The organism is Altererythrobacter sp. CAU 1778, assembly GCF_054482795.1.
This window is the reverse complement of record NZ_JBTLRP010000003.1, coordinates 128,171-148,418: the sequence shown is the minus strand read 5'-3', so window position 1 is coordinate 148,418 and position 20,248 is coordinate 128,171. Positions and strand designations below refer to the sequence as shown.

At 66.0% G+C, this 20,248-nt stretch carries 23 protein-coding genes; 8 read left to right on the top strand and 15 right to left on the bottom strand.

From position 1 onward, the window contains the following. Positions 1 to 48: 48 nt before the first annotated feature. The 4 genes from dnaA to mutM all read right to left on the bottom strand — a co-directional run bounded on the left by dnaA (position 49) and on the right by mutM (position 3,904). Positions 49 to 1,509, bottom strand: coding sequence for a chromosomal replication initiator protein DnaA (gene dnaA, locus ACXYN8_RS12180; RefSeq protein WP_458889931.1), 1,461 nt, complete (start codon positions 1,507 to 1,509; stop codon positions 49 to 51). 482 nt (positions 1,510 to 1,991) lie between these two features. Beyond that, positions 1,992 to 2,252: a 30S ribosomal protein S20 gene (gene rpsT / locus ACXYN8_RS12175; protein ID WP_458889729.1), complete on the bottom strand. Its 261-nt coding sequence runs from the start codon at positions 2,250 to 2,252 to the stop codon at positions 1,992 to 1,994. A 168-nt stretch (positions 2,253 to 2,420) separates the two neighbouring features. Next, positions 2,421 to 3,068, bottom strand: coding sequence for a maleylacetoacetate isomerase (gene maiA, locus ACXYN8_RS12170; protein ID WP_458889728.1), 648 nt, complete (start codon positions 3,066 to 3,068; stop codon positions 2,421 to 2,423). Between the two features lie 20 nt (positions 3,069 to 3,088). Then, positions 3,089 to 3,904, bottom strand: a complete 816-nt coding sequence (mutM, locus tag ACXYN8_RS12165) for a bifunctional DNA-formamidopyrimidine glycosylase/DNA-(apurinic or apyrimidinic site) lyase (RefSeq protein ID WP_458889727.1) — start codon at positions 3,902 to 3,904, stop codon at positions 3,089 to 3,091. Between the two features lie 125 nt (positions 3,905 to 4,029). Here mutM and ACXYN8_RS12160 point away from each other — a divergent pair, with 125 nt between their 5' ends. After that, positions 4,030 to 4,773: a class I SAM-dependent methyltransferase gene (locus ACXYN8_RS12160; RefSeq protein WP_458889726.1), complete on the top strand. Its 744-nt coding sequence runs from the start codon at positions 4,030 to 4,032 to the stop codon at positions 4,771 to 4,773. Position 4,774: 1 nt separating this feature from the next. Continuing rightward, positions 4,775 to 6,331 (top strand): 2-polyprenylphenol 6-hydroxylase, encoded by a 1,557-nt coding sequence (ubiB, locus tag ACXYN8_RS12155; protein WP_458889725.1) that lies wholly within the window; start codon positions 4,775 to 4,777, stop codon positions 6,329 to 6,331. Between the two features lie 4 nt (positions 6,332 to 6,335). Here the strand turns inward: ubiB and ACXYN8_RS12150 are convergent, their stop codons facing one another. Next, positions 6,336 to 6,752 (bottom strand): hypothetical protein, encoded by a 417-nt coding sequence (locus ACXYN8_RS12150; protein WP_458889724.1) that lies wholly within the window; start codon positions 6,750 to 6,752, stop codon positions 6,336 to 6,338. Between the two features lie 148 nt (positions 6,753 to 6,900). Here ACXYN8_RS12150 and ACXYN8_RS12145 point away from each other — a divergent pair, with 148 nt between their 5' ends. Continuing rightward, positions 6,901 to 8,676 carry a bifunctional phosphopantothenoylcysteine decarboxylase/phosphopantothenate synthase gene (locus tag ACXYN8_RS12145; RefSeq protein ID WP_458889723.1) on the top strand — a complete coding sequence of 592 codons (1,776 nt, stop codon included), beginning with the start codon at positions 6,901 to 6,903 and terminating at the stop codon, positions 8,674 to 8,676. After that, positions 8,648 to 9,127 carry a dUTP diphosphatase gene (gene dut / locus ACXYN8_RS12140; protein ID WP_458889722.1) on the top strand — a complete coding sequence of 160 codons (480 nt, stop codon included), beginning with the start codon at positions 8,648 to 8,650 and terminating at the stop codon, positions 9,125 to 9,127. The genes ACXYN8_RS12145 and dut overlap by 29 nt, the downstream gene beginning before the upstream one ends. Here dut and ACXYN8_RS12135 read toward each other — a convergent pair. After that, complete coding sequence (locus ACXYN8_RS12135; RefSeq protein ID WP_458889721.1) at positions 9,124 to 9,666, bottom strand: hypothetical protein; 543 nt, start codon at positions 9,664 to 9,666, stop codon at positions 9,124 to 9,126. The two genes, dut and ACXYN8_RS12135, sit on opposite strands and share 4 nt — an antisense overlap. A gap of 127 nt (positions 9,667 to 9,793) precedes the next feature. Here ACXYN8_RS12135 and ACXYN8_RS12130 point away from each other — a divergent pair, with 127 nt between their 5' ends. Next, a complete protein-coding gene (locus tag ACXYN8_RS12130; protein ID WP_458889720.1) occupies positions 9,794 to 10,765 on the top strand; it encodes a winged helix-turn-helix domain-containing protein in 972 nt (323 codons plus the stop codon). A 75-nt stretch (positions 10,766 to 10,840) separates the two neighbouring features. Here the strand turns inward: ACXYN8_RS12130 and ACXYN8_RS12125 are convergent, their stop codons facing one another. From ACXYN8_RS12125 to secB, 4 genes are all read right to left on the bottom strand, one after another. After that, positions 10,841 to 11,554: a DUF4136 domain-containing protein gene (locus ACXYN8_RS12125; protein ID WP_458889719.1), complete on the bottom strand. Its 714-nt coding sequence runs from the start codon at positions 11,552 to 11,554 to the stop codon at positions 10,841 to 10,843. Positions 11,555 to 11,703: 149 nt separating this feature from the next. Beyond that, the gene (trpS, locus tag ACXYN8_RS12120; RefSeq protein WP_458889718.1) at positions 11,704 to 12,762 is read right to left on the bottom strand and encodes a tryptophan--tRNA ligase; all 1,059 of its coding nucleotides are present in this window, start codon (positions 12,760 to 12,762) and stop codon (positions 11,704 to 11,706) included. Between the two features lie 6 nt (positions 12,763 to 12,768). Next, positions 12,769 to 14,340: a murein biosynthesis integral membrane protein MurJ gene (gene murJ / locus ACXYN8_RS12115; protein ID WP_458889717.1), complete on the bottom strand. Its 1,572-nt coding sequence runs from the start codon at positions 14,338 to 14,340 to the stop codon at positions 12,769 to 12,771. 26 nt (positions 14,341 to 14,366) lie between these two features. Continuing rightward, the gene (secB, locus tag ACXYN8_RS12110) at positions 14,367 to 14,912 is read right to left on the bottom strand and encodes a protein-export chaperone SecB (protein ID WP_458889716.1); all 546 of its coding nucleotides are present in this window, start codon (positions 14,910 to 14,912) and stop codon (positions 14,367 to 14,369) included. Positions 14,913 to 15,158: 246 nt separating this feature from the next. Between secB and ACXYN8_RS12105 the strand changes: the two genes are divergently transcribed. From ACXYN8_RS12105 to ACXYN8_RS12095, 3 genes are read left to right on the top strand one after another with little or no spacing between them, the layout of a single operon-like run. Continuing rightward, positions 15,159 to 15,806 (top strand): Tim44/TimA family putative adaptor protein, encoded by a 648-nt coding sequence (locus tag ACXYN8_RS12105; protein ID WP_458889930.1) that lies wholly within the window; start codon positions 15,159 to 15,161, stop codon positions 15,804 to 15,806. 4 nt (positions 15,807 to 15,810) lie between these two features. Continuing rightward, positions 15,811 to 17,004, top strand: a complete 1,194-nt coding sequence (mltA, locus tag ACXYN8_RS12100; RefSeq protein WP_458889715.1) for a murein transglycosylase A — start codon at positions 15,811 to 15,813, stop codon at positions 17,002 to 17,004. Next, entirely contained in the window at positions 17,001 to 17,564 is a 564-nt protein-coding gene (locus ACXYN8_RS12095; RefSeq protein ID WP_458889714.1) for a Smr/MutS family protein, read from the top strand. The genes mltA and ACXYN8_RS12095 overlap by 4 nt, the downstream gene beginning before the upstream one ends. Here the strand turns inward: ACXYN8_RS12095 and ACXYN8_RS12090 are convergent. From ACXYN8_RS12090 to aroC, 5 genes are all read right to left on the bottom strand, one after another. After that, positions 17,547 to 18,014, bottom strand: a complete 468-nt coding sequence (locus ACXYN8_RS12090; RefSeq protein ID WP_458889713.1) for a DUF2061 domain-containing protein — start codon at positions 18,012 to 18,014, stop codon at positions 17,547 to 17,549. The genes ACXYN8_RS12095 and ACXYN8_RS12090 overlap by 18 nt on opposite strands. 129 nt (positions 18,015 to 18,143) lie before the next feature. Continuing rightward, positions 18,144 to 18,347 (bottom strand): hypothetical protein, encoded by a 204-nt coding sequence (locus ACXYN8_RS12085; RefSeq protein WP_458889712.1) that lies wholly within the window; start codon positions 18,345 to 18,347, stop codon positions 18,144 to 18,146. A 1-nt stretch (position 18,348) separates the two neighbouring features. Then, the gene (locus ACXYN8_RS12080; RefSeq protein WP_458889711.1) at positions 18,349 to 18,549 is read right to left on the bottom strand and encodes a hypothetical protein; all 201 of its coding nucleotides are present in this window, start codon (positions 18,547 to 18,549) and stop codon (positions 18,349 to 18,351) included. Between the two features lie 74 nt (positions 18,550 to 18,623). Next, positions 18,624 to 18,878 (bottom strand): cold-shock protein, encoded by a 255-nt coding sequence (locus ACXYN8_RS12075; RefSeq protein ID WP_458889710.1) that lies wholly within the window; start codon positions 18,876 to 18,878, stop codon positions 18,624 to 18,626. 178 nt (positions 18,879 to 19,056) lie between these two features. Next, positions 19,057 to 20,130 (bottom strand): chorismate synthase, encoded by a 1,074-nt coding sequence (aroC, locus tag ACXYN8_RS12070; RefSeq protein ID WP_458889709.1) that lies wholly within the window; start codon positions 20,128 to 20,130, stop codon positions 19,057 to 19,059. Positions 20,131 to 20,248 lie beyond the last annotated feature (118 nt).

The following is a 20,248-nucleotide window of genomic DNA, read 5'->3' as shown; positions in this document are numbered from 1 at the left end:
TGCGGGAGACTCAGGGCTGCGCCGGGAATCGGTTCGGTCAGGAACCTCTCAGCTCTCCAGCTGACGCAGCAGGCTCCGCACGTCGCCGTCCATGTCGGCGTCGCGCTTGCGCAGGTCCTCGATCAGCCGCACCGCGTGGATCACGGTGGAGTGATCGCGTCCGCCGAACTTGCGGCCGATTTCCGGGTAGCTGCGCGGGGTCAGCACCTTGGAAAGGTACATCGCCACCTGCCGCGGACGAACCACAGCGCGCGCGCGGCGCTTGGAGCTCATCTCGCTGCGGTCGACGCGGTAGAACTGGCACACGGTGCGCTGGATCTCGTCGATGGTGATGCGCTTGCGATTGGCCGAGAGGATGTCGGTCAGCTGTTCCTCGGCCAACTGGAGCGAGACTTCCTGCCCCGTCAGCTGGGCATAGGCGATCAGCTTGTTGAGGCCGCCGACCAGCTCCCGCACGTTGCGGGTGATGGTCCGGGCGAGGAAATCGATCACGTCTTCCGGCACGTCCAGCGGAGCGAAGCGGGTAAGCTTCGATTCGAGGATCGACTTGCGCAGCTCGATATCGGCGGAGGTGATATCGGCGACGAGGCCCATCGACAGGCGGCTGAGCAGGCGCGGCTCGACCCCGTCGAGCGCCTGCGGCGCGCGGTCGGCGGCGAAGACCAGCCGCTTGCCCTCGGCCAGCAGCGCGTCGATCGTGTAGAGCAGTTCTTCCTGCGCGCTGGCCTTGCCGATGATGAACTGGATGTCGTCCACCAGCAGCAGGTCGAAACCGCGCAGCCGCGCCTTGAATTCGATCATCTCGTTCTGGCGCAGCGCCTGGACGAATTCGACCATGAAGCGCTCGGCCGAACAGTAGAAGATGCGCGCCCGCGGATGGGCGGCGAGGAAGGCGTGGCCGATCGCGTGCAGCAGGTGCGTCTTTCCCTGGCCGGTGCCGGCCTTGAGGTACAGCGGGCTGAACTGCGGCGGCTCGGGCGCGGCCATACGCTGCGCGGCATTGCAGGCGAGGATATTGGTGCTGCCGGTGACGAAGGCGGCGAAGGTCAGCGAGGCGTCGAGCCCGACGGAGCTGGTGAAGCCCTGCGCACCCATGCTGCCGCCACCAAGCGCGATGACGCCGCTCTCGCCCACGTCGTTGGCGGCGATACCGTCGCCGCCCAGCTTGATGTCGGCCATCTGCCGGCGACCGGGATGAACGGAGATCCGCACGTGGCGAATCTCGCTGCGGGCGATCTTCCACGCCAGGCTCAGCCGGTCGTGGAAACGATCGTTGACCCAGTTGGCGGAGAATTCGGTCGGCAGGTAGAGATCGAGCGTGCCGGTATCCTTGGCGACGCTCCCGACGCGGATCGGCTTGATCCACTGGCTGTGGAGCTGGTGCCCCAGATCCTTTCGCAAGCCCAGGCTGATGTCGGCCCAGTCTGCTGCCAGGTCTACGGCTTCCTGCTCTTCCAAGATCTTCTCCTCCTGCGCCACACCGGCGCGCACAGTCTTGTGACCGTGCATTCCCGAATTCGTCATTCTGGTCCCGCCCCAATCCTGAGCAACGGCCTGAGGCAGGGTTGGCCGGGCGCAGGCAAAGCTGCGCCGCTGGCGCGGCACCCCCCGGAACCGCTACCCCTAATTCAGGCTATCGATTTTTCAGACACCCATTCCGGAAGACCCGGCGGGCAGGAGCTTTGTGAAAGTCTGGGGGGTCGCAGGCAAGTGGCCGGATGCAAAAAAACTGAAATAATCCGGCTTGACACTCCGCAGTCCCGCAGGCCTCCGTTCAAGTGGCTGTTAGCTAATGGAAAACCACTGTTTCACGGTGCGAATCGTGGATTTCCCTAGCTTTGTGCAATGCGTCATCGCTCACACGTTACGGGCCACCGGCGGACATCATGCGGACACGAAAAAGGCCGGCGCTGAAAGCACCGGCCCGATAGTTCGATGTTCGAAATTCGTTCCGCATCGGCACCATCAAGATGCCGAATCGAAGCGCCGAATCAGAGAGCGGCGATTCGCTTCGACAAGCGCGACATGCGGCGAGCGACGGTGTTCTTGTGCATCACGCCGCGAGCGACGCCACGGGCCATTTCCGGCTGAGCGGCACGAAGCGCGTCCTGCGCAGCCTTCTGGTCGCCGGTTTCGATCGCCTGCTCGACCTTCTTCACGAAGCCGCGAATACGGCTCTTGCGCGCGGTGTTGATGTCTTCGCGGCGCTGGTTGCGGCGAATGCGCTTCTTGGCTTGCGGCGTGTTGGCCATAAGATAACTGTCCTGTCGTCCTGTCCGTCGGGCCGCACACGTCGGTGGGCGGCGAAAAGCTTTGTGTTGCGTGTACGGGAGGCGGGCCGAACCCGCCGGAAAGCGCGCCACATAAGGGCGGGCTGCCGAATCGTCAAGGCAAATGCCATGTGCGCGCGGGTGCGCGCTTCAGGCTGGCGGGGCGTCGGGCTGACGGTCGGGATGCGCGGCAACGAAGGCAGGGTGCTGCTGGCAGTCAGCGATGACCTTCGCAAGCTGCGGAAACGCGCCCATGTCGACGCCGAAGCGCACGGCGTTGGCTTCCTGCGGAACCAGAAAGCACTCGGCATAACCGGGCGCGTCGCCGAACAGGTACGTGCTGGTCCGCTGCCCCGCGATGTCTTCCAGCGCTGTAAAGCCGAGCGCGATCCAGTGCCGCGCCCAGGCGTTCACGCCATCCTGGTCCTGCCCGTAATTGGCGCGCACGTATTTGAGCACGCGCAGGTTCTGGATCGGGTGAATATCCGCCGCGATGGATAGGGCGAAAGCGCGTGCCTGCGCGGCGCGAATCGGGTCATCGGGCAGCAACGGCACCTGCGCGCGCGTCGCTTCGAGATAATCGATGATCGCCATCGACTGGTGCAGCCGGGCGCCGTCGATCTCCAGCACGGGGACTTGCGCCTGCGGATTGACCGCGCGAAACGCATCGCCCAGCTGCTCCGCGTCGAGCAGGTTTACCGGCACGTAATCGTAGTCGATGCCTTTCAACCGCAGTGCGATGCGCACGCGATAGGAGGCGGTGGAGCGCCAGTAGCTGTAGAGTCGCGGCAGTCCCATGGGCTCGGTTTCCTCTCCGGTCATTTCTGGCAGCGGGGGCAGAACCACGTGCTGCGCCCGCCCTGCACGATGCGGCGGATCGTGCCGCCATCGTCGCGATGGCAATCGGCACCCTCCCGCCCGTAGACATCGAAACGCGTCGCGAAATAGCCCAGTTCCCCGTCAGGTCGAGCATAGTCGCGCAGGGACGAGCCGCCGTCGGCGATGGACTGCTCCAGCACCTCGCGGATCGCGGGCACCAGCGCGCGCAGTTGCGGGCCTGTCACGCGTCCACCCGCGCGGCGCGGCGAAATCTGCGCCCGATAAAGCGCCTCGCACACGTAGATATTGCCCAGCCCGGCAACGATCCGCTGGTCGAGCAGGCATAGCTTGATCGCCTGTTTGCGCCCCTTGAGCGCGGCGCGCAGATACTCGGGCGAAAGCAGCGCGCCAAGCGGCTCCGGACCCATGGCGGCAAACTGCGGCCAGGCTTCCAGCGCTTCGGTATCGACGAGGTCGACGGAGCCGAAGCGCCGCGGATCGTTGAGCGCGAGGCGGGCCGCGGCCGTTTCCAGCACCAGATGGTCGTGCGCGCCCAGTTCCTCCGGATCGATCCGCCAGCGACCGCTCATGCCGAGATGAAAGACCAGCGTATGCCCGCGATCGGTGTGGATGAGGCCGTATTTCGCCCGGCGCGAGAGGCCGGTGATGACCGCCCCCGTCATCGCCTGGACCAGATCGGGCGGGAAGGGACGCCTGAGGTCCGGGCGCGCCAGCGTGATCCTTTCCACCCGTGCACCATCGAGCACGCGGGCCAGCCCGCGCACGGTGGTTTCGACTTCGGGAAGTTCGGGCATTCTCGTATTCCGGCGGGTGACAGGGTGTCGCGCGCGGCAAATGGCAGATCGCCGGAAGCGGCGCCAGCCCCGACCCCACTTCAACACCCTTTGCCGACAGGGCAATTCACTCTAAGGCGCTGGCCATGACTGATGCCACCAACGACACGGTTTCCTTCGGCTACGAAGACGTCGATCCGGAAGAGAAGACCCGCCGCGTGGGCGCGGTGTTCTCCAGCGTCGCAGCCAAGTACGACGTCATGAACGATGCGATGTCGGGCGGAATGCACCGCCTGTGGAAGGACCGCTTCGTCAAGCGCGTGAAGCCGCAGCCGGGCGAAGCGGTGCTCGACATGGCGGGCGGCACCGGCGACATCGCCTTCCGCATGGCCGCACGCGGCGCCGAAGTGACGGTCGCGGACATCAACCAGGACATGCTCGACGTGGGGATTGAGCGCGCGATGGAGCGCGGCATCACCGGCCTTTCCTGGTCGTGCCAGAATGCGGAGGCGCTGACCTATCCGAGCCGCCAGTTCGATGCCTACACCATCGTCTTCGGTATCCGGAACGTCACGCACATCGACAAGGCGCTGGCGGAGGCGCACCGTGTGCTGAAGCGCGGCGGCCGGTTCTACTGCATGGAATTCAACAGCACCCAGTGGCCCGGCTTTCGCGAGATCTACGACATCTATTCGCACAGGATCATGCCGCAGATGGGCAAGATGATCGCGGGCGACGAGGACAGCTATCGCTACCTCGCGGAATCGATCCGCCGCTTCCCGAAGATGGAAGTCTTCGAAGGCATGATTCGCGACGCGGGCTTCGCCAACACGAGGGTCGAACCGATCCTGGGCGGGGCGGTCGCCATCCATTCCGGGTGGAAAATATAGGGTGACTCGCCCGGCGACGCATATCCTGCGGCTCCTGAAATGGGGCCGGACCCTCGCACGGCACGGCGCGCTGCGGGGGATCGAACGTGATCCGAACACGCCGGCTCCGGTGAAGCGGCTGGCGCGGATCGCGCGCTTCGGCACGGTGCAGCCGCGCGAGCCGGACTATGCCGCCGCCTTCCGCGCCATCGGTCCGGCGGCGATCAAGCTGGGCCAGACGCTCGCGACAAGGCCCGACCTCGTCGGAGAGGACGCCGCACAGAACCTGCTCAGTCTGCAGGACGACCTGCCGCCGGTGCCCTTTGCCGCCATCCGCGCGCAGATCGAGGCGACTTTCGACCAGCCGCTCGAGGCGCTCTATTCCTCGGTCGACGAACATCCGGTCGGTGCGGCCAGCATCGCGCAGGTCCACCGTGCTGTCACCACCGATGGCCGCGACGTCGCGATCAAGGTGCTGCGCCCCGGCATCCGCGAACGCTTTGCGCAGGATCTTTCGACCTACGAGTGGGCCGCCGCGCATCTGGAGGCGATGGGCGGGGAAGCCGCGCGCCTGCGCCCCGCGCTGACCATCGCCAATTTCAAGCGCTGGACCAATCGCGAGCTCGACCTGCGGCGCGAAGCCGCGTCGGCCAGCGAACTTGCCGAGGCCATGCACGGCTTCGAGGGCTATTGCGTCCCGTCCATCGACTGGGACCGGACCAATGGCCGCGTGATGACCGTCGAATGGATCGACGGGATCAAGATCAGCAAGGTCGACGAACTGCGCGCCGCCGGTCACGACCTTCCCGATCTCGCCAACCGGCTGGTGCTCGCTTTCCTGACGCAGGCGATCAGCGCGGGTTTCTTCCATGCGGACATGCACCAGGGCAATCTGTTCGTGCGTTCCGACGGAACGATCGCCGCGATCGATTTCGGCATCATGGGCCGCATCGACCGCCGTGCCCGGCAATGGCTGGCGGAAATCCTCTACGGCCTCACCACCGGCAATTACCGCCGCGTCGCGGAAATCCATTTCGAGGCGCAATATGTGCCCAGCTATCATTCGGTCGACGAATTCGCGACTGCGCTGCGCGCCGTGGGAGAGCCCATGCGCGGCAAGCCGGTGAGCGAGCTCTCGGTCGGGCAGATGCTCGACGGCCTGTTCGCCATCACCCGCGATTTCGACATGCAGACCCAGCCGCACCTGCTGCTGCTGCAAAAGACCATGGTGATGGTGGAAGGCGTGGCGACCCAGCTGAATCCGCAGATCAACATGTGGGATACCAGCGCGCCATTCGTGCGCGGCTGGATTCGCGACGAACTGGGGCCGGAAGCCGCGCTCGCCGATCGTATCCGCACCGATACCGAGACGCTGCTGCGGATACCCGAACTGGTCCGCCGAATAGAAGACAGCTTCCCGGCGAAGGGTGGCGCGCCCGAGCCGCCGCCGCTGCCGGAAGTCGAACTTCTGTGGGAACGTCGCGCTCACCCGGAACGGCGCTGGCCGGGCTATGTCGCGGCCGCGCTGGCGGGCGGGGCTGCGGTATTTGCCGGAACGCTGCTCGGCTGGATCGCCTGACGGCCTAGCTCAGGGTGGAGCCTGCCTCCGCCTCCGCCAGCGAATGATGGTGCGGAAGGAACTTCGCGCCCAGCAGCATCAGCACAACCGAGAGCGCCTCCACCGCCATCGGCTGCCAGAAGTCAGCGCCCGTCCCGTCGCCGAAGATGCTCACCAGCCGTCCGAAGAACGCAACGCCGAACAGTGCGGCCGGGACGAGCAGGATGTCGCCATTATATCGCCAGGCACCCGTTATCGCGGCCACTGCGCTGACCAGGAAGAAGGCTGTCATGTCCGCGCGCAAGGTGGCGAGGCCGGTTGAACCGTCTGCCATCAGGCCGAAACCCGCCGCCGCGCTGCCCGGATTGACCAGGAAATTCAGCCCGAGCAGCCCGAAGAACAGCCCCCAGACGAACAGACTTGCCCGCAGAAACAGTCGCATAGCGGTGGCTCCCCTCTTTCGTTATCGCGAAATTTACCACGCCTTGCGCGGCTTTGCTTAACCAAACCGCTGCAAGACTGGCATAAGGGGAACAGCAAGGCTAGGCTGGAAAATGCACCAAATGGCCGCGGAGGGCTTCGGCAAAAGCATGTCTCACCCACGGATCCTGCTCGTCGTGGGCGGCGGAATCGCGGCTTACAAGTCGTGCGAACTCGTGCGCCTGATCCGCAAGGCTGGCGGCGAGGTGACCTGCGTGCTGACCGATGGCGGGCAGCAGTTCGTCACCCCGATGACGCTGGCCGCGCTGAGCGAGAACCCGGTCTATACGACGCTGTGGGATCTCAAGAACGAGGCCGAGATGGGCCACATCCAGCTCAGCCGCGAGGCCGATCTGGTGGTCGTCTGCCCGGCGACCGCAGATCTGATGGCGAAGATGGCGGCGGGCGTGGCGGACGATCTTGCCACCACGCTGCTGCTCGCGACCGACAAGCCGGTGATGTGCGTGCCGGCCATGAACGTGAAGATGTGGCAGCACGAAACCACGCAGCGCAATGTCGACTTCCTGCGGCGCGCGGGCGTGCGGGTGATGGAGCCGGACGAAGGCCCGATGGCCTGCGGCGAATTCGGACCGGGCCGCCTGCCCGAACCCGAAATGGCGTGGCTGGAAATAGCCGACGCGCTGCAGCTCGATCCGGGCGATGCCGGGGCGGGCGAGATCGAAGCCTATCTCGAAGCGCTCGAGCCGGAGGATGCGGACGAATCCGACGCCCTGCTACCCGATGTCGAAGAGGAGGCTTACGAGCAAGCGGAGGAGCCTGCACCGCGTCAGGGTGGTCTCTCCGGCCTGCTGGCCTCGATCATCCCGCGCAGCACCAGGCGCCGCAATCAGGAAGAAATCGAAGAGGCCTATTACGCCGAACCCGAAATCGACGATGCACCGCAGGTCGAGGAAGATGTCTCCGGGGAACTTTCCGGCGAACCCGAACCCGAATCCGCGCCGCTGACCGGCCTGCTCGCCTCCAAGGGCGGGGCCGCGCGCACCGATCTGCGCGGCGAAGTGGCCGCCGCCGGAGCCTCGCTACTGGCTGGCAAGGGTGCCGCGCGCGCCGCGCCGCCGACCGATGCGCAGGCGATCAATCACACGGTATCCCTGCACGGCGATGCCGCCGCACCGCAATCCGCTGCTGTGCTCGGCGGTTACTCGCTCGACGATCCGCTGGAAGGTCAGCCCGCCTTCGACATCGATCCGGAACACCGACCGCTGTTCGGCAAGCACGTGCTCGTCACCGCAGGGCCGACGCATGAGCGGATCGATCCGGTGCGCTACATCGCCAACCGCTCCAGCGGGAAGCAGGGTTTTGCCATCGCCGCCGCCGCCGCAACGCTGGGCGCCCGCGTGACGCTGGTGGCAGGGCCGGTGCATCTTGCCACGCCGCCGGGGGTCGACCGCGTCGACGTGGAAACGGCGCTCGAAATGGCGCAGGCGGTCAAGTCAGCGCTGCCCGCCGATGCCGCGGTGATGGTCGCCGCGGTGGCCGACTGGCGCCTGCGCGACACGGCGGAGGAGAAAATCAAGAAGCGCGGCTCCGCCCCGCCCGCGCTCATCCTCGAGGAAAATCCCGACATTCTCGCCACGGTCGCCAGCGGCACGATGCGCCCGCGCCTGCTGGTGGGCTTCGCCGCGGAGACCAACGACGTTCTCGAAAACGCGCGCAAGAAGCGCCGCAGCAAGGGTGCCGACTGGATCGTCGCCAACGACGTCAGCTTCGGCGAACGCGGCAGCGTGATGGGTGGCGCGTCCAACACTGTCCACATCGTTCAGAGCGGCGATGTTGAAACATGGGACGAGATGCCGAAAGAAGTCGTGGCGATGAAGCTGGTGGAGAAGATCGCCGATGCCCTCAACAACCCGGCCGACGACTGAGCGGATCGCTATCCAGGTCAAGCGCCTGCCGCATGGGCAGGGACTGGACCTGCCCGCCTATGCCACCCAGGGCGCTGCCGGAATGGACGTGGTTTCCGCCGAAGACGTATCGATCCCGCCGGGGGAGCGGCACGCGGTCGCCACCGGGCTATCGGTCGCAATTCCCGCAGGCTACGAAATTCAGGTGCGACCGCGCAGCGGCCTCGCGCTGAAGCACGGCATCACCGTGCCTAACACCCCCGGTACGATCGACAGCGATTATCGCGGCGAATTGAAGGTCATCCTGATCAACCACTCCCGCGACGACTTCAACGTCATGCGCGGCGACCGCGTGGCCCAGCTGGTCGTGGCGCCGGTGACGCAAGGATCATGGGACGAGGTCGATGAGCTGGACGCCACAGCGCGCGGCACCGGCGGCTTCGGTTCGACCGGCGGGCACGAGAAGCTCTAGTTCGCTTGAGATTGGCCGGGGCGCGCTAACAGCGCCGCTGATATTACCCACAGCGCGGCAAAGAAGGCGAGGAGCCCCCACTCGACCGCGTGTCCGGGCATCAGGCGGGTCGCCGCGATGCCGATTGCAAATTGCAGCACCGACAGCGCGGCTGAAATCACGGCCATCGGCCTCGCCCGAAAGCGCAGCATCGCGCCAAGCGACACGGCACCGATGACGGCGAGAAAGAACGCGGGGTTTACCGGCGAGTCCTCGTCACCGATGATGCCCACGGCGGCGTTGCTCCAGACAGTGAAGAAGCTCGCGAGCCCGAACAGCGCCAGCCCCGCCTTTCTGCTTAAGACTCGCTGCCGCGCGGCGAATTCGATCATCGCGCCGAGCAGGCCCAGCATGATGGCTGCGAACAGGAAATCGCCCGCGCTCCAGTCGACGTCTGCACCCAGCGTCATGGCTATCGCAGGCAATGCAAGGAGCGCAGCGGCAGAACCCCAACCGGCGATACGCCAGCCGCTGAAATGCCGGAGAGTGGTGATCGTCATGGTCATGGCCTTTCGTTTCGTCCGGAACGCCGTGCCTTCGCACCGCACCCGTCTGAGCGGCATGAGGAATATCTGAGCAATCGCTGAAAAGCTTCCGCCCGGTCGCCTGCTCGCCTAGGCCGGAGAGGTGGAAACGGCACCCGGCCCCTACCGCTTCGGCAGCTTCACGCTCGATACGACGCAGCGCGAATTGCGGCGCGATGGCGCGCCGGTCGAACTCGGCAGTCGGTATTTCGACGCGCTCGTGTTGCTGGTGGCAAACGCCGGGGAGCTGGTGGGCAAGGACCGCTTCATGGACGATGTCTGGCGCGGCGTGCCGGTAACCGACGAGGCGCTGACCCAAGCCATCCGTACCTTGCGCCGCGCACTGGGCGACGATGCCGTCGCGCCGCAATTCATCGCGACCGTTCCCAAGCACGGCTACCGCTTCGTCGCGACGGTCACTTGCGGCGCGTCGCCCGTCGTGACGCGCGTCCGGGGCGGGCGCATCGCCGGGGCTGCGACTTTGGGCGGTGTTGTGTCGGGTGCGTTGGCCGGACTGGCCTATGGCCTGACCGGGACAAGCGGCGGTGCCAGTGCGGTGCTGGTGCTTATCGCGCTTGCCGCTGCGCTCGGTCTGCTGGCGGGTGCGGGCGTGGGGCTTGGCATGGCGCTGGGAATGGAACGGGGCGGTGGCTGGCGATTGCCGCTCGGCGGCGCGATGGGCGGGTTGGCGGTCGGTGCGCTCGGGCACGTACTCGGACGCGACGGGATCGCGGCGCTGACCGGCGCGGTGCTCGGCCCGACGACGGGCGTGTTCGAGGGGCTGATCCTGGGATTGGCGAGCGGGCTGGCCGGCGGCCATGCGCTCTCTGCCGGCCGCTGGAGATCCGCCTTTGCCGGAGCTGTTTCGGGTTCGCTTGCCGGGGCGCTGATTGCCTTGTCGGGTGGTCGGTTGTTGGGAACCAGCCTGCGCGAGCTGGAAGCGCGCTTTCCCGGCTCGAACCTCGATGTGGACCGCGCCATTCACGCCATCGGCCATGTGCCCGCGACCATGCTGGAAGGCGCGGCTTTCGTCGCGGCGCTTGCCCTGTCGATAAGCATCGCCCGTCGCACCTGACAAAAAGGGCAGGCCTTGCGACCTGCCCCTTGTGTGTTCTGGATGCGGGCGCCGGAGTGGCGCTGCAGGTTGCGGTCAGCGCGCGGTACGCCGGGCCGCCATGTCTTCCGGCTTGATCGAGATACGCATCGTTTCGCCCGAATTGCCGGGGAAATCGGTGAACATCGCCTCGACGAGATTGGGCACGAGATACTGCAGGCGGTTGCTGGTCGACATGGCCTGCGCCTTGCCTTCGAACAAACGCTGCCCGTCCGAAGCGCGGTCGATCTTCATGTCGATGCCGCTCGTATAGACGGTGTAGCTGCTGACTTCCGGGCCGCCGAACCACGGGTCGTAGAAGCCGTAGCCCCAGGCGCTGGTCGGACGATAACGGTAGTAGCCGTTGCGGGTGCGATAGTAGCGCGACGGACCGTAGAAGGAACGGTAACGGAACCACGGATCGTAGAACGGGTCGTTGTAGAACCCGGTGCTGCGGACCCGTTCCCGCCCGCTGTCTACGCCGTAGTCGAAGCGGACCAGCAGAGTTGCATTCTCCGGCGCGGCCTCGGTGTATCCGAGCCGAGCCATCTGCGCTTCGACGTGATCGGCGTATTGCGAGAATTCCAGCCCGCCTGCCAGCGCCGGATCGTCCGCCACAACGGCGAAGGTCTGGCCCGAAGGCGCGGGAAGCTGGGTTGCGAAACGCGATACGTCGGCATTGAAACCGGATGCGCAGGCCGAAAGGCTGGCCAGTACCAGGGGCACCGATGCCAGCTTCAGCGCGCGGGCGAGCTTGTTGGGATTTGGCATGTGACGAACTCCGAAGGTCATGCGAAGGCGACGCACCGGCCCGGGCGGATAGTTGGAGGCCGGACGCGCGACTTCGCGCATCGTTGAACCGTGCTCTACCGAGGATACGCTGAACAGGTTTTGAATGCGCGACTTAACGCATGTTGAGTTCAGCGCCGCCCGTGGACCAGCCCAAGCGCGCTGTACGCCGCGTTCAGCGTGGGCCGCGCCATGTCCCGCGCGACCGATGCGCCCTTGGCGAGAATCGCGTCGAGTTCCTCGCGATCGTGCACCAGTTCGCGGAAACGCTGCGAAATGGGGTTGAGCGTTTCGACCAGCGCCTCGCCCAGCACCGGCTTGAATGCGCCGAAGCCCTGTCCGCCGTATTCGGCCAGCGCCCCCTCCACCGTGCCGCCGGTCAGCGCGGCGTATATGGTGACGAGGTTCAGCGCCTCGGGCCGGTCGGCAAGGCCCGCTTCCTCGCTTGGCAGGGGTTCTGGGTCGGTCTTGGCCTTCTTGATCTTCTTCATCACCGTATCGGCATCGTCGACCAGTTCGATCCGACTCATGTCCGAAGGGTCCGACTTGCTCATTTTCCTGGACCCGTCACGCAGCGACATGATGCGCGCCGCGGCGGGCGGGATGTAAGGGTCGGGCAGGGTGAAGACCGGCGCATCCTCGGCACCGAAATCATTGTTGAACTTCTGCGCGATGTCGCGCGCCAGTTCCAGATGCTGCTTCTGGTCTTCGCCCACCGGCACGTGGGTCGCCTGATACAGCAGCACGTCGGCCGCCTGAAGCACGGGATAGGTGAACAGCGCGACGCTGGCGCCTTCGCGGTTCTTGCCCGCCTTGTCCTTCCACTGCGTCATGCGGTTCAGCCAGCCCATCCGCGCGGTGCCGTTGAGCAGCCATTGCAGCTCTGCGTGTTGCGGGACCTGTGCCTGGTTGAACAGAACCGAGCGATTGGGGTCGATCCCGCAGGCCACCAGCGCCGCTGTCATCTCCAGCGTGGCGGAGGCGAGTTGCCGCGGATCGTGCGGCATGGATATCGCGTGGAGATCGGCCAGGAAGAACAGGCACTGCGCGTTTTCTTCTGCGCTACCGCTGGTCGCTGCTTGAGCGCGGGCGTCCATCTCGTCCTGCATCCGCACCCAGTTGCGGATCGCGCCGAGATAATTGCCGAGATGCAGGTTGCCCGTGGGCTGGATTCCGGAAACGACGCGCATGGGGACTTAAGGCTCTCTCTTCTTGGTCAGGGTGGCGATCCGCTGCCGGTCGATCGCCCCGATGGCGAAAGCGATACCGAAGTAGACGGCGGCCGAACAGGCCACCAGCGCCAGCAGGGCGCCTGCACGGGCGAACATGCCGGCGGCATACCAGCCGGTAAGCAGGTCGCGCGCGAACCACAAGGCCAGGCCCATGACCGCCGCCGCGACCAGCTGGCGCGCGATCCGACCCACCAGCGCCAGCGGCGCGCGGTAATATCCGCGCTTCACCAGCACGACGTAGAGATAAGCCACGTTGATCCACGCGCCGATGACGCTGGCGAAGGCGATTCCGACGACGCCGTAGTCGCGCACCACGGCAAAGTTCAGCACGGTGAATACCGCCAGCGAGATGAAGGCGGCCCACACCGGCGTGCGCGTGTCCGACCGGGCGTAGAAATTCGGCACCAGCACCTTGACCAGCACATAGGCGGGCAGGCCCATCACCAGCGCGGCGAGCACGTTGCCTGTCATCACGGCCTGCTCGATCGAAAAGCGCCCGCCCTGGAAGATCATGGTGATGAACGGCACCGCGCAGACGGCCAGCGCCACGGCAGCCGGGATCGTCAGCAGCATCGACAGCTCGATCGCGTCGGATTGCACGCGGTCCGTGCCTTCCTTGTTCTTCGCCCCGACGAAGCGCGACAGGGTCGGCAGGATCGCGGTGGACAGCGCGATCCCGATGATACCGAGCGGCAGCTGGTTCAGCCGGTCGGCGTAGTTCATGTAGCTGATCGAACCGCTGTCGAGCTGGTTGAGGAAATAGAGCTGCACCAGCGTGTTGAGCTGATACGCCCCGCCGCCGATCGCCGCGGGTAGGGCGATGATCGATAGGCGCTTCACCTCAGGCGTGATGCGCGGCCACAGCAGGCGGGGGCGGAACCCCTCTACCCGCAGCCAGTAATAGACCCACACCAGCTGCACTAGGCCGCCAACGGTCACCGCCCACGCCTGGTTGTAGCCGACATCCTCGACCGTCCAGCCGAGGTGGCCAATGGCGTAGTCGCCGAACAGCAGCGCGCCGATCAGCACGAGGTTGAGGAGTATGGGGAAGCTGGCCCCCGGCGCGAACCGGCTGACCGAATTGAGCATCCCGGTGAACAGCGTCACCATGCTTACCAGCAGGATATAGGGGAACATGATCCGTGCGAAATCGACTTCCATGGGGAAGTTCGCCGGATCACGCTCTGCATCGCCCAGCAGGGTGATGATCAGCGGCATCGCCAGCATCATCAGGGCGCAGACCACGATCAGCACGGGCAAGAAGACGCTCAGCACGTCGTCGGAGAAGCTGCGCGCGTCCTCCAGCCCGCCCTCGCCGTGCAACCGTTTCGAAAACATCGGCACGAAGGCGGCGGAAAACGCGCCTTCCGCGAACAGGCGGCGGAAGACGTTGGGCAGGATGAAGGCCTGGAACCACGCGTCGGTCACCGCATTGGCGCCGAGTACGCGGCTGAAGATCATTTCGCGCGCAAGACCGGCGACGCGGCTGACAAGCGTCAGCCCGCCGATGGTCCCGACATTCTTGAGCAGGCTCACGCGGCTGTTCCGCGCTCAGGCAAGGCTCAGGCGTTGCCTTCTGGGTTGCCTTCGAAGCCGGTCGGTACCCCGCCCCCCTGCGGCTGGCGCTGGGCGAGCTGCTGCATGTAGAGGCCCTGGAAGTCGATCGGGTCGAGCATCAGCGGCGGGTAGCCTGCGTCACGCACGGCATCGCATACGACGCGGCGGGCGAACGGGAATGCGAGGCGCGGGGCTTCGGCATAAAGGAAGGCGTGGGCCTGATCTTCGGGCAGGTTGCGCATCCCGATCAGCGCACAATAGGCCAGTTCGACGATGTAGGCGGTGCCGCCTTCGCATTTGCTGGTCACGCCGATCTTCAGTTCGACTTCGTGGATCTCGTCGCTGATCTTCTGCGCGCCGATGTTGAACTGCACGTCCAGCTTCGGCGAATCTGCCCATTGCAGGCTCTGCGGCGCATTGGGGTTCTCGACCGAGAGATCCTTCACATATTGCGAGATCAGACCGGCGCTCGGCTGATTGTCGGCGCCATTCGCGCCCGCATTGCCCTGAGCGTTGTCGAGATCGACCAGGATGTCGCCTTCTTCGGCCATGGTATTTCTTTCCGTGTGATAGCTGTGGCTTGGTTGGCCGCGCGCCTAGCACCGCGCGAGCCCCTCCGCAACGCATGACGCCCGAAGGTGCGGCGTTTGCGCCAATCGCGGTCCACAGACGTTGTTCATTTGTAAATCGTCACTATTTCGGGCACGATTGTTAATCGCGCCGCGTTATCGCCTTCGCCGCGCACAAATTGCTCAAGGACCGGGACCGAACACGTGACCGAAATCGTCATCCTCGCCATGATCGCAGCCTTCCTCGGCCTGCGCCTCTACTCGGTGCTGGGGAAGCGTGCGGAACACGATGAACAGCCGATCCCGACCCGCTTCGAACAGCCCAAGCGTGCCGAGCTGGAGGACGAACAGCGCCCCGCTTCGCAGCAGCAGGGGCAAGCGCAGACGGGCGCGCTGGCCGAACGCCAGTATCCCGGCTTCCCGCCGCAGATCGACCGAGGCCTGCGAGAAATCGCCGCGGCCGACCGCGGCTTCGAACTGCTGACCTTCCTGGAAGGGGCACGAAGCGCTTACGAGATGGTGCTGGAAGCCTTCTGGAAGGGCGACCGCGAAGAACTGCGCGAACTGTGCGACGACGATGTCTACGAAGGCTTCGTCAGCGCGATCGACGCGCGCGAAGCGGCAGGCGAAACGCTTGAGAACCGCCTCATCCGGATCGAGGAAACCAAGGTCGAAGGCGCGGAAATGGACGGCCGCACCGCGCGCATCACCCTGCGCTTCGTGTCGGACATTGCCGCGGTGACGCGCGATGCCGAAGGACAGGTTGTTGCCGGATCGCTCGACGATGCGGTCGAAAGCCGCGACATCTGGACCTTCTCGCGCGATACCCGCTCGGCCAGCCCGGCCTGGGTGCTCGACGAAACCGACGAAGGCTGATTCCATGCCGCTGACGCTGCGCGGTGCCGCATCGCTCGCCGCGCTGGCGATGGTCGCCGGTTGCACCGTGATTCCCAAGGGAACCGGCGGGGCACCCGGGCTTCCGCCGGAACCCGTCACCCCGACCAGTGCCGTAACCGCCAGTCTTGCCGCCGGGCCGCGCGTCACCGCGCTGGGCATCGGTCAGGCGGATGCTGCCGCCGCACTGCGATCCTTCATCGAGAGCTGCCCCCGTGTGATGGCGCGCGATGATGCCAGCGGGCTGACCACCGGTTCCATGTGGGAAGCGTCGTGCCGCGCCGCAGGCACATGGTCCGCCGCCGATCCGGTCGCCTTCTTCGATACCTATTTCGAGACGGTCCGCGTCGGCCAGGGAGAGGCTTTCGCCACCGGCTATTTCGAGCCGGAGATAGAAGGCAGCCGCACTTATCGCCCCGGCTACGCGCCGGTCTATGCCATGCCGAAGGATCTCGTGCGCGACTGGCCTGCAGAAACGCCGCAGTCCGAACGCACCGGTCGCGCGCCGCTGGGGCGCTATGACGAGAACCTGCAATTTGTCCCCTATTACACCCGCGCAGAGATAGAGGACGGCGCACTCAATGGGCGCGGGCTGGAGCTGGCCTGGGCGAAAGATCCGGTGGAGCTGTTCTTCTTGCAGATCCAGGGATCGGGCCGCCTGAGGCTGGACGACGGCAGCGTCCTGCGGATCGGCTATGCCGGGCAGAACGGGCACGGCTACACCGGCATCGGCGGAGTGATGCGCGAACGCGGCCTGCTCGGCGACGGTCCGGGGCAATATGCCGGATCGATGCAGGGCATCATGCAATATATCCGCGAAAACCCGGCGGAGGGGCGCGAATTGATGCGTCTCAACGAAAGCTGGGTCTTCTTTCAGGAACTGACCGGCGATGGCCCGCTTGGTGCGCTGAACGTTCCGGTGCGGCGCGAAAGCTCGGTTGCGGCGGACCCGGCCTTCACCCCGCTCGGCGCGCCGGTGTGGCTCGACCTCGACCGCAACGAGGCGGACGGGCTGTGGATCGCACAGGACACCGGCGGCGCGATCAAGGGTGCCAACCGCTTCGACACGTTCTGGGGCGCGGGTGAGAATGCGCGCGTCATCGCCGGCGGCATGAGCGGGCGCGGGCGTGCCTATCTGCTGCTGCCCAAGGGCACGCTGGCGCGCCACGGCGGGCAATGACCGCCCGCGCCGGGATACCGCGCGGCCTCAGCGAAGAAGAACAGGCGGCCTGGGCCCGGCTGGCCCATACGGTAACGCCAATGGCTGGCCGCAAAGCGCCCGTTCTCCCGCGCGAGAAAGCCGAGGAGGCGACGCAGCTCGCGGCCCCGCCGAAACCGGCAAAATCCGCATCGCCCGTCCGCCGTCCTGTTCCATCGCCAGCGCCGCAAGCTGCCAGCACGCTCGATTCGCACTGGGACAGGCGGCTGAAGAAGGGTGAGATCGCGCCAGACTTCACGCTCGACCTGCACGGCCATTCCCTCGATGCGGCATATCAGCGGCTGATGCGTGGGCTGGCGCAGGCGAAGGCAATGCAGGCGCGGCTGGTGCTGGTCGTCACTGGGAAGCCCCGCCCGGTCGATGCCGCTGACCGCGGGCACGCGCGCGGCGCGATCCGTGCCAAGATCCTCGACTGGCTGGCCGCCAGCGACCATCACGCCGACATCGCCGCCATCAGAGGGGCCCACCGCAGGCATGGCGAGGCAGGCGCGCTGTATATCGTGCTAAAGCGGCGGCGCTGACGAAGTCTCGGCCAGCTGCGGGCGATCTTCCAGGCCGAAACGCAGTCGCGCCCAGATCCGTTCGTGAAAGAAGTAGAGCGCCAGCTTGGTGAACGCTTCCAGCCCGCCGATCGAAACCGCCGTCGCGACGCTGCCGGTAAAGAACCATGCGAGCGCGAAGGTATCGACCGAAGCGATGAAGCGCCACAGGCCGGTCTTCACCGTCGTCCGCCGCAAGGTCTCTCGGTGGCGGGCATCGCGGAACACGATGCCCCACCCGGTCAGCGACCAGGCGCGTTCGTGGATGAAATACAGGACGAACTTGGTCGCGACTTCGGTGATCGCGATGTAGCTCGCCGTTTCCAGAGCGTCTTCCTGCGCCACCGGGGCACCGAACATGGGGCCCAGATAGGTGATCAGCAGGTAGGACAGGATCAGCGTGTCGATGGTCCCGACAGTGCGCCATGACACGGCCTTGGCGATGGAGCGCCAAGGCTTGATATTGGGCCGTTCTGGCGGATCGAGCCGCGGCAGCTCCGGCCCGAAGATCGGCTTTTGGGGGGGTCCTTCATCGCGGCAAGAACGGCAGGCGGCGCGGCCTCATGGACCGTGCTGGCGCCGATATTCGGCCATGGCGTCATCGAGCCGCGAATAGACATACGGGCCCACGCGGTACTGTGTTGCGGTCTCCGCGATTATGCCGTCCGGCAAGGGGGTGGCAGGAATGACGGAGCCGCCTTCGCTTTCCCAGGCAGCAGTGCCCGGCTGGCCGGATGTGGGGGTTGCGGGCTGTTCGGCGCTCATTTCAGGCCTCCTCGTCTTCGTCGCTACGCTCGTCGCGGGGCCAGCCTTCTTCGGACAGGCCGTTGACCTTGCGCCACTCAGCGATGCGCTTCGCCCGGCCGCCCAATTGCTCGGCGGCTTCCTTGCGTTCTTCCGATGTGCCGGAGCGGTCGGCCTTCATCGCGGCAAGCTGGTGGTCGAACAGGAACTGGTTCATCGGCATCGCGAGGCATCTTTCGTTAGATGGGGGCAAGCGCGGGCCGCAGGCATTCCGCCCGCGGCCCGGCCTATGGGAAATCAGCCCTGCTGGTTGCGGGCCTGTTCCTTCTGCCTGTCGCCGTCGCCCTGCTGCAGGTTTACGGCGCGTTTCTTGCCGCCGTCGACTTCGCTGGTTTCGAAACCATAACGCTGGTCGACTTCGGGTTCCTGCGCCTGCTGCTGCAGGTCTTTCTTGCGGAAGGGCAGGGCATCGCCGCCCTTTTCAGGGCTGATCGTGCCTGCGCCCTTGTGGAATCGTAGCTCTTGATGGTGCCGAAATGCGTCATCTTTCATTCCTTCGAACGAGTGTGCAGCGCGCCAGAATAGACCCGGCTGCGACTAAGAGGCGGAATGGAAGGAAAGGGCTTCCCGTCGTGGGGAGCGGTGACCGTCGATCGCGACTGGTAGCTGATACTTAGATGGGTAGGCCGCCCTGCGAATACAACCGCTTGGCAGCAGACCGCAGCGAGAGTTAGCGCGGGCCCACTTGTGCCCGGTGCAGCAGCTTGTGGTCCGCCAGCACCAGCGCCATCATTGCTTCGACCACGGGGGTGCCGCGGATGCCGACGCAGGGGTCGTGGCGGCCCTTGGTGACGATCTGGGTATCCGCTCCCTCCCGCGTCACCGTGTCGACGGGGGTGAGGATGGAGCTGGTCGGCTTGAAGGCCACGCGGCACACGATCGGCTGGCCGGTGCTGATCCCGCCCGCGATGCCGCCCGCATGGTTCGCCTCGAAGCGCGGGCCGTCATTGCCCCCCCGCATCGGGTCGGCGTTCTGCTCTCCGGTCAGGCGCGCGGCGCCGAAGCCGTCGCCGATCTCCACGCCCTTGGTCGCGTTGATGCCCATCATCGCGGCGGCGAGGTCGGCGTCGAGCTTGGCATAGACCGGCGCGCCCCAGCCTGCCGGGACGCCTTGTGCCACGCATTGTACCACCGCGCCGAGCGAGGAGCCTGCCTTTCGCGCATCATCTACCAAAGTCTCCCACCGCTTCGCCGCCGCCGCATCGGGGCAGAAGAAGGGATTGTTGCCGATCTCGCCCGCGTCGAAGCTGGCTAGGTCGATGGCATCGCCGCCGATCTCCGCCACATAGGCCGTCAGTGTCACTTCGGGGATCACCAGCCGCGCCACTGCGCCCGCCGCGACCCGCGCTGCCGTTTCGCGCGCGCTGCTTCGCCCACCGCCGCGATAGTCGCGGAAACCGTATTTTGCGTCGTAGGCGTAGTCGGCGTGGCCGGGGCGATAGGCCTTGGCGACCTCCGAATAATCCTTCGATCGCTGGTCGGTGTTCTCGATCATCAGGCTGATCGGCGTGCCCGTCGTCTTGCCTTCGAACACGCCGGAGAGGATGCGCACCGCATCGGGCTCCCGCCGTTGGGTGGTGAACTTGTTCTGCCCCGGCTTGCGCGCATCGAGGAAGGGCTGGATCCCGGCTTCGGTCAGGGCAAGGCCCGGCGGGCACCCGTCGACCACGGCGCCCAGCGCCAGGCCATGGCTCTCGCCCCAGGTGGTGAAGCGCAGCACGCGTCCGAATGTGTTCCAGCTCATGCGCCCAAGTCCTAGCCGCTGGCGCCTGCCTGTCGAGAGCGTTTCCTACTTGGCGCGGGCATGGCGCAGCTTTGCTCGGCGATCAGGCAGCGAGGCAAACCGCCTCCGCGCGCGGGCA

What these genes read in the sequence shown, in the direction of transcription:
- dnaA (WP_458889931.1), bottom strand. Translation starts at nt 1,509, where the DNA reads ATGCACGGTCACAAGACTGTGCGCGCCGGTGTGGCGCAGGAGGAGAAG.
- rpsT (WP_458889729.1), bottom strand. Translation starts at nt 2,252, where the DNA reads ATGGCCAACACGCCGCAAGCCAAGAAGCGCATTCGCCGCAACCAGCGC.
- maiA (WP_458889728.1), bottom strand. Translation starts at nt 3,068, where the DNA reads ATGGGACTGCCGCGACTCTACAGCTACTGGCGCTCCACCGCCTCCTAT.
- mutM (WP_458889727.1), bottom strand. Translation starts at nt 3,904, where the DNA reads ATGCCCGAACTTCCCGAAGTCGAAACCACCGTGCGCGGGCTGGCCCGC.
- ACXYN8_RS12160 (WP_458889726.1), top strand. Translation starts at nt 4,030, where the DNA reads ATGACTGATGCCACCAACGACACGGTTTCCTTCGGCTACGAAGACGTC.
- ACXYN8_RS12150 (WP_458889724.1), bottom strand. Translation starts at nt 6,752, where the DNA reads ATGCGACTGTTTCTGCGGGCAAGTCTGTTCGTCTGGGGGCTGTTCTTC.
- ACXYN8_RS12145 (WP_458889723.1), top strand. Translation starts at nt 6,901, where the DNA reads ATGTCTCACCCACGGATCCTGCTCGTCGTGGGCGGCGGAATCGCGGCT.
- dut (WP_458889722.1), top strand. Translation starts at nt 8,648, where the DNA reads ATGCCCTCAACAACCCGGCCGACGACTGAGCGGATCGCTATCCAGGTC.
- ACXYN8_RS12135 (WP_458889721.1), bottom strand. Translation starts at nt 9,666, where the DNA reads ATGACGATCACCACTCTCCGGCATTTCAGCGGCTGGCGTATCGCCGGT.
- ACXYN8_RS12125 (WP_458889719.1), bottom strand. Translation starts at nt 11,554, where the DNA reads ATGCCAAATCCCAACAAGCTCGCCCGCGCGCTGAAGCTGGCATCGGTG.
- trpS (WP_458889718.1), bottom strand. Translation starts at nt 12,762, where the DNA reads ATGCGCGTCGTTTCCGGAATCCAGCCCACGGGCAACCTGCATCTCGGC.
- secB (WP_458889716.1), bottom strand. Translation starts at nt 14,912, where the DNA reads ATGGCCGAAGAAGGCGACATCCTGGTCGATCTCGACAACGCTCAGGGC.
- ACXYN8_RS12105 (WP_458889930.1), top strand. Translation starts at nt 15,159, where the DNA reads ATGATCGCAGCCTTCCTCGGCCTGCGCCTCTACTCGGTGCTGGGGAAG.
- mltA (WP_458889715.1), top strand. Translation starts at nt 15,811, where the DNA reads ATGCCGCTGACGCTGCGCGGTGCCGCATCGCTCGCCGCGCTGGCGATG.
- ACXYN8_RS12095 (WP_458889714.1), top strand. Translation starts at nt 17,001, where the DNA reads ATGACCGCCCGCGCCGGGATACCGCGCGGCCTCAGCGAAGAAGAACAG.
- ACXYN8_RS12085 (WP_458889712.1), bottom strand. Translation starts at nt 18,347, where the DNA reads ATGAGCGCCGAACAGCCCGCAACCCCCACATCCGGCCAGCCGGGCACT.
- ACXYN8_RS12080 (WP_458889711.1), bottom strand. Translation starts at nt 18,549, where the DNA reads ATGCCGATGAACCAGTTCCTGTTCGACCACCAGCTTGCCGCGATGAAG.
- ACXYN8_RS12075 (WP_458889710.1), bottom strand. Translation starts at nt 18,878, where the DNA reads ATGAAAGATGACGCATTTCGGCACCATCAAGAGCTACGATTCCACAAG.
- aroC (WP_458889709.1), bottom strand. Translation starts at nt 20,130, where the DNA reads ATGAGCTGGAACACATTCGGACGCGTGCTGCGCTTCACCACCTGGGGC.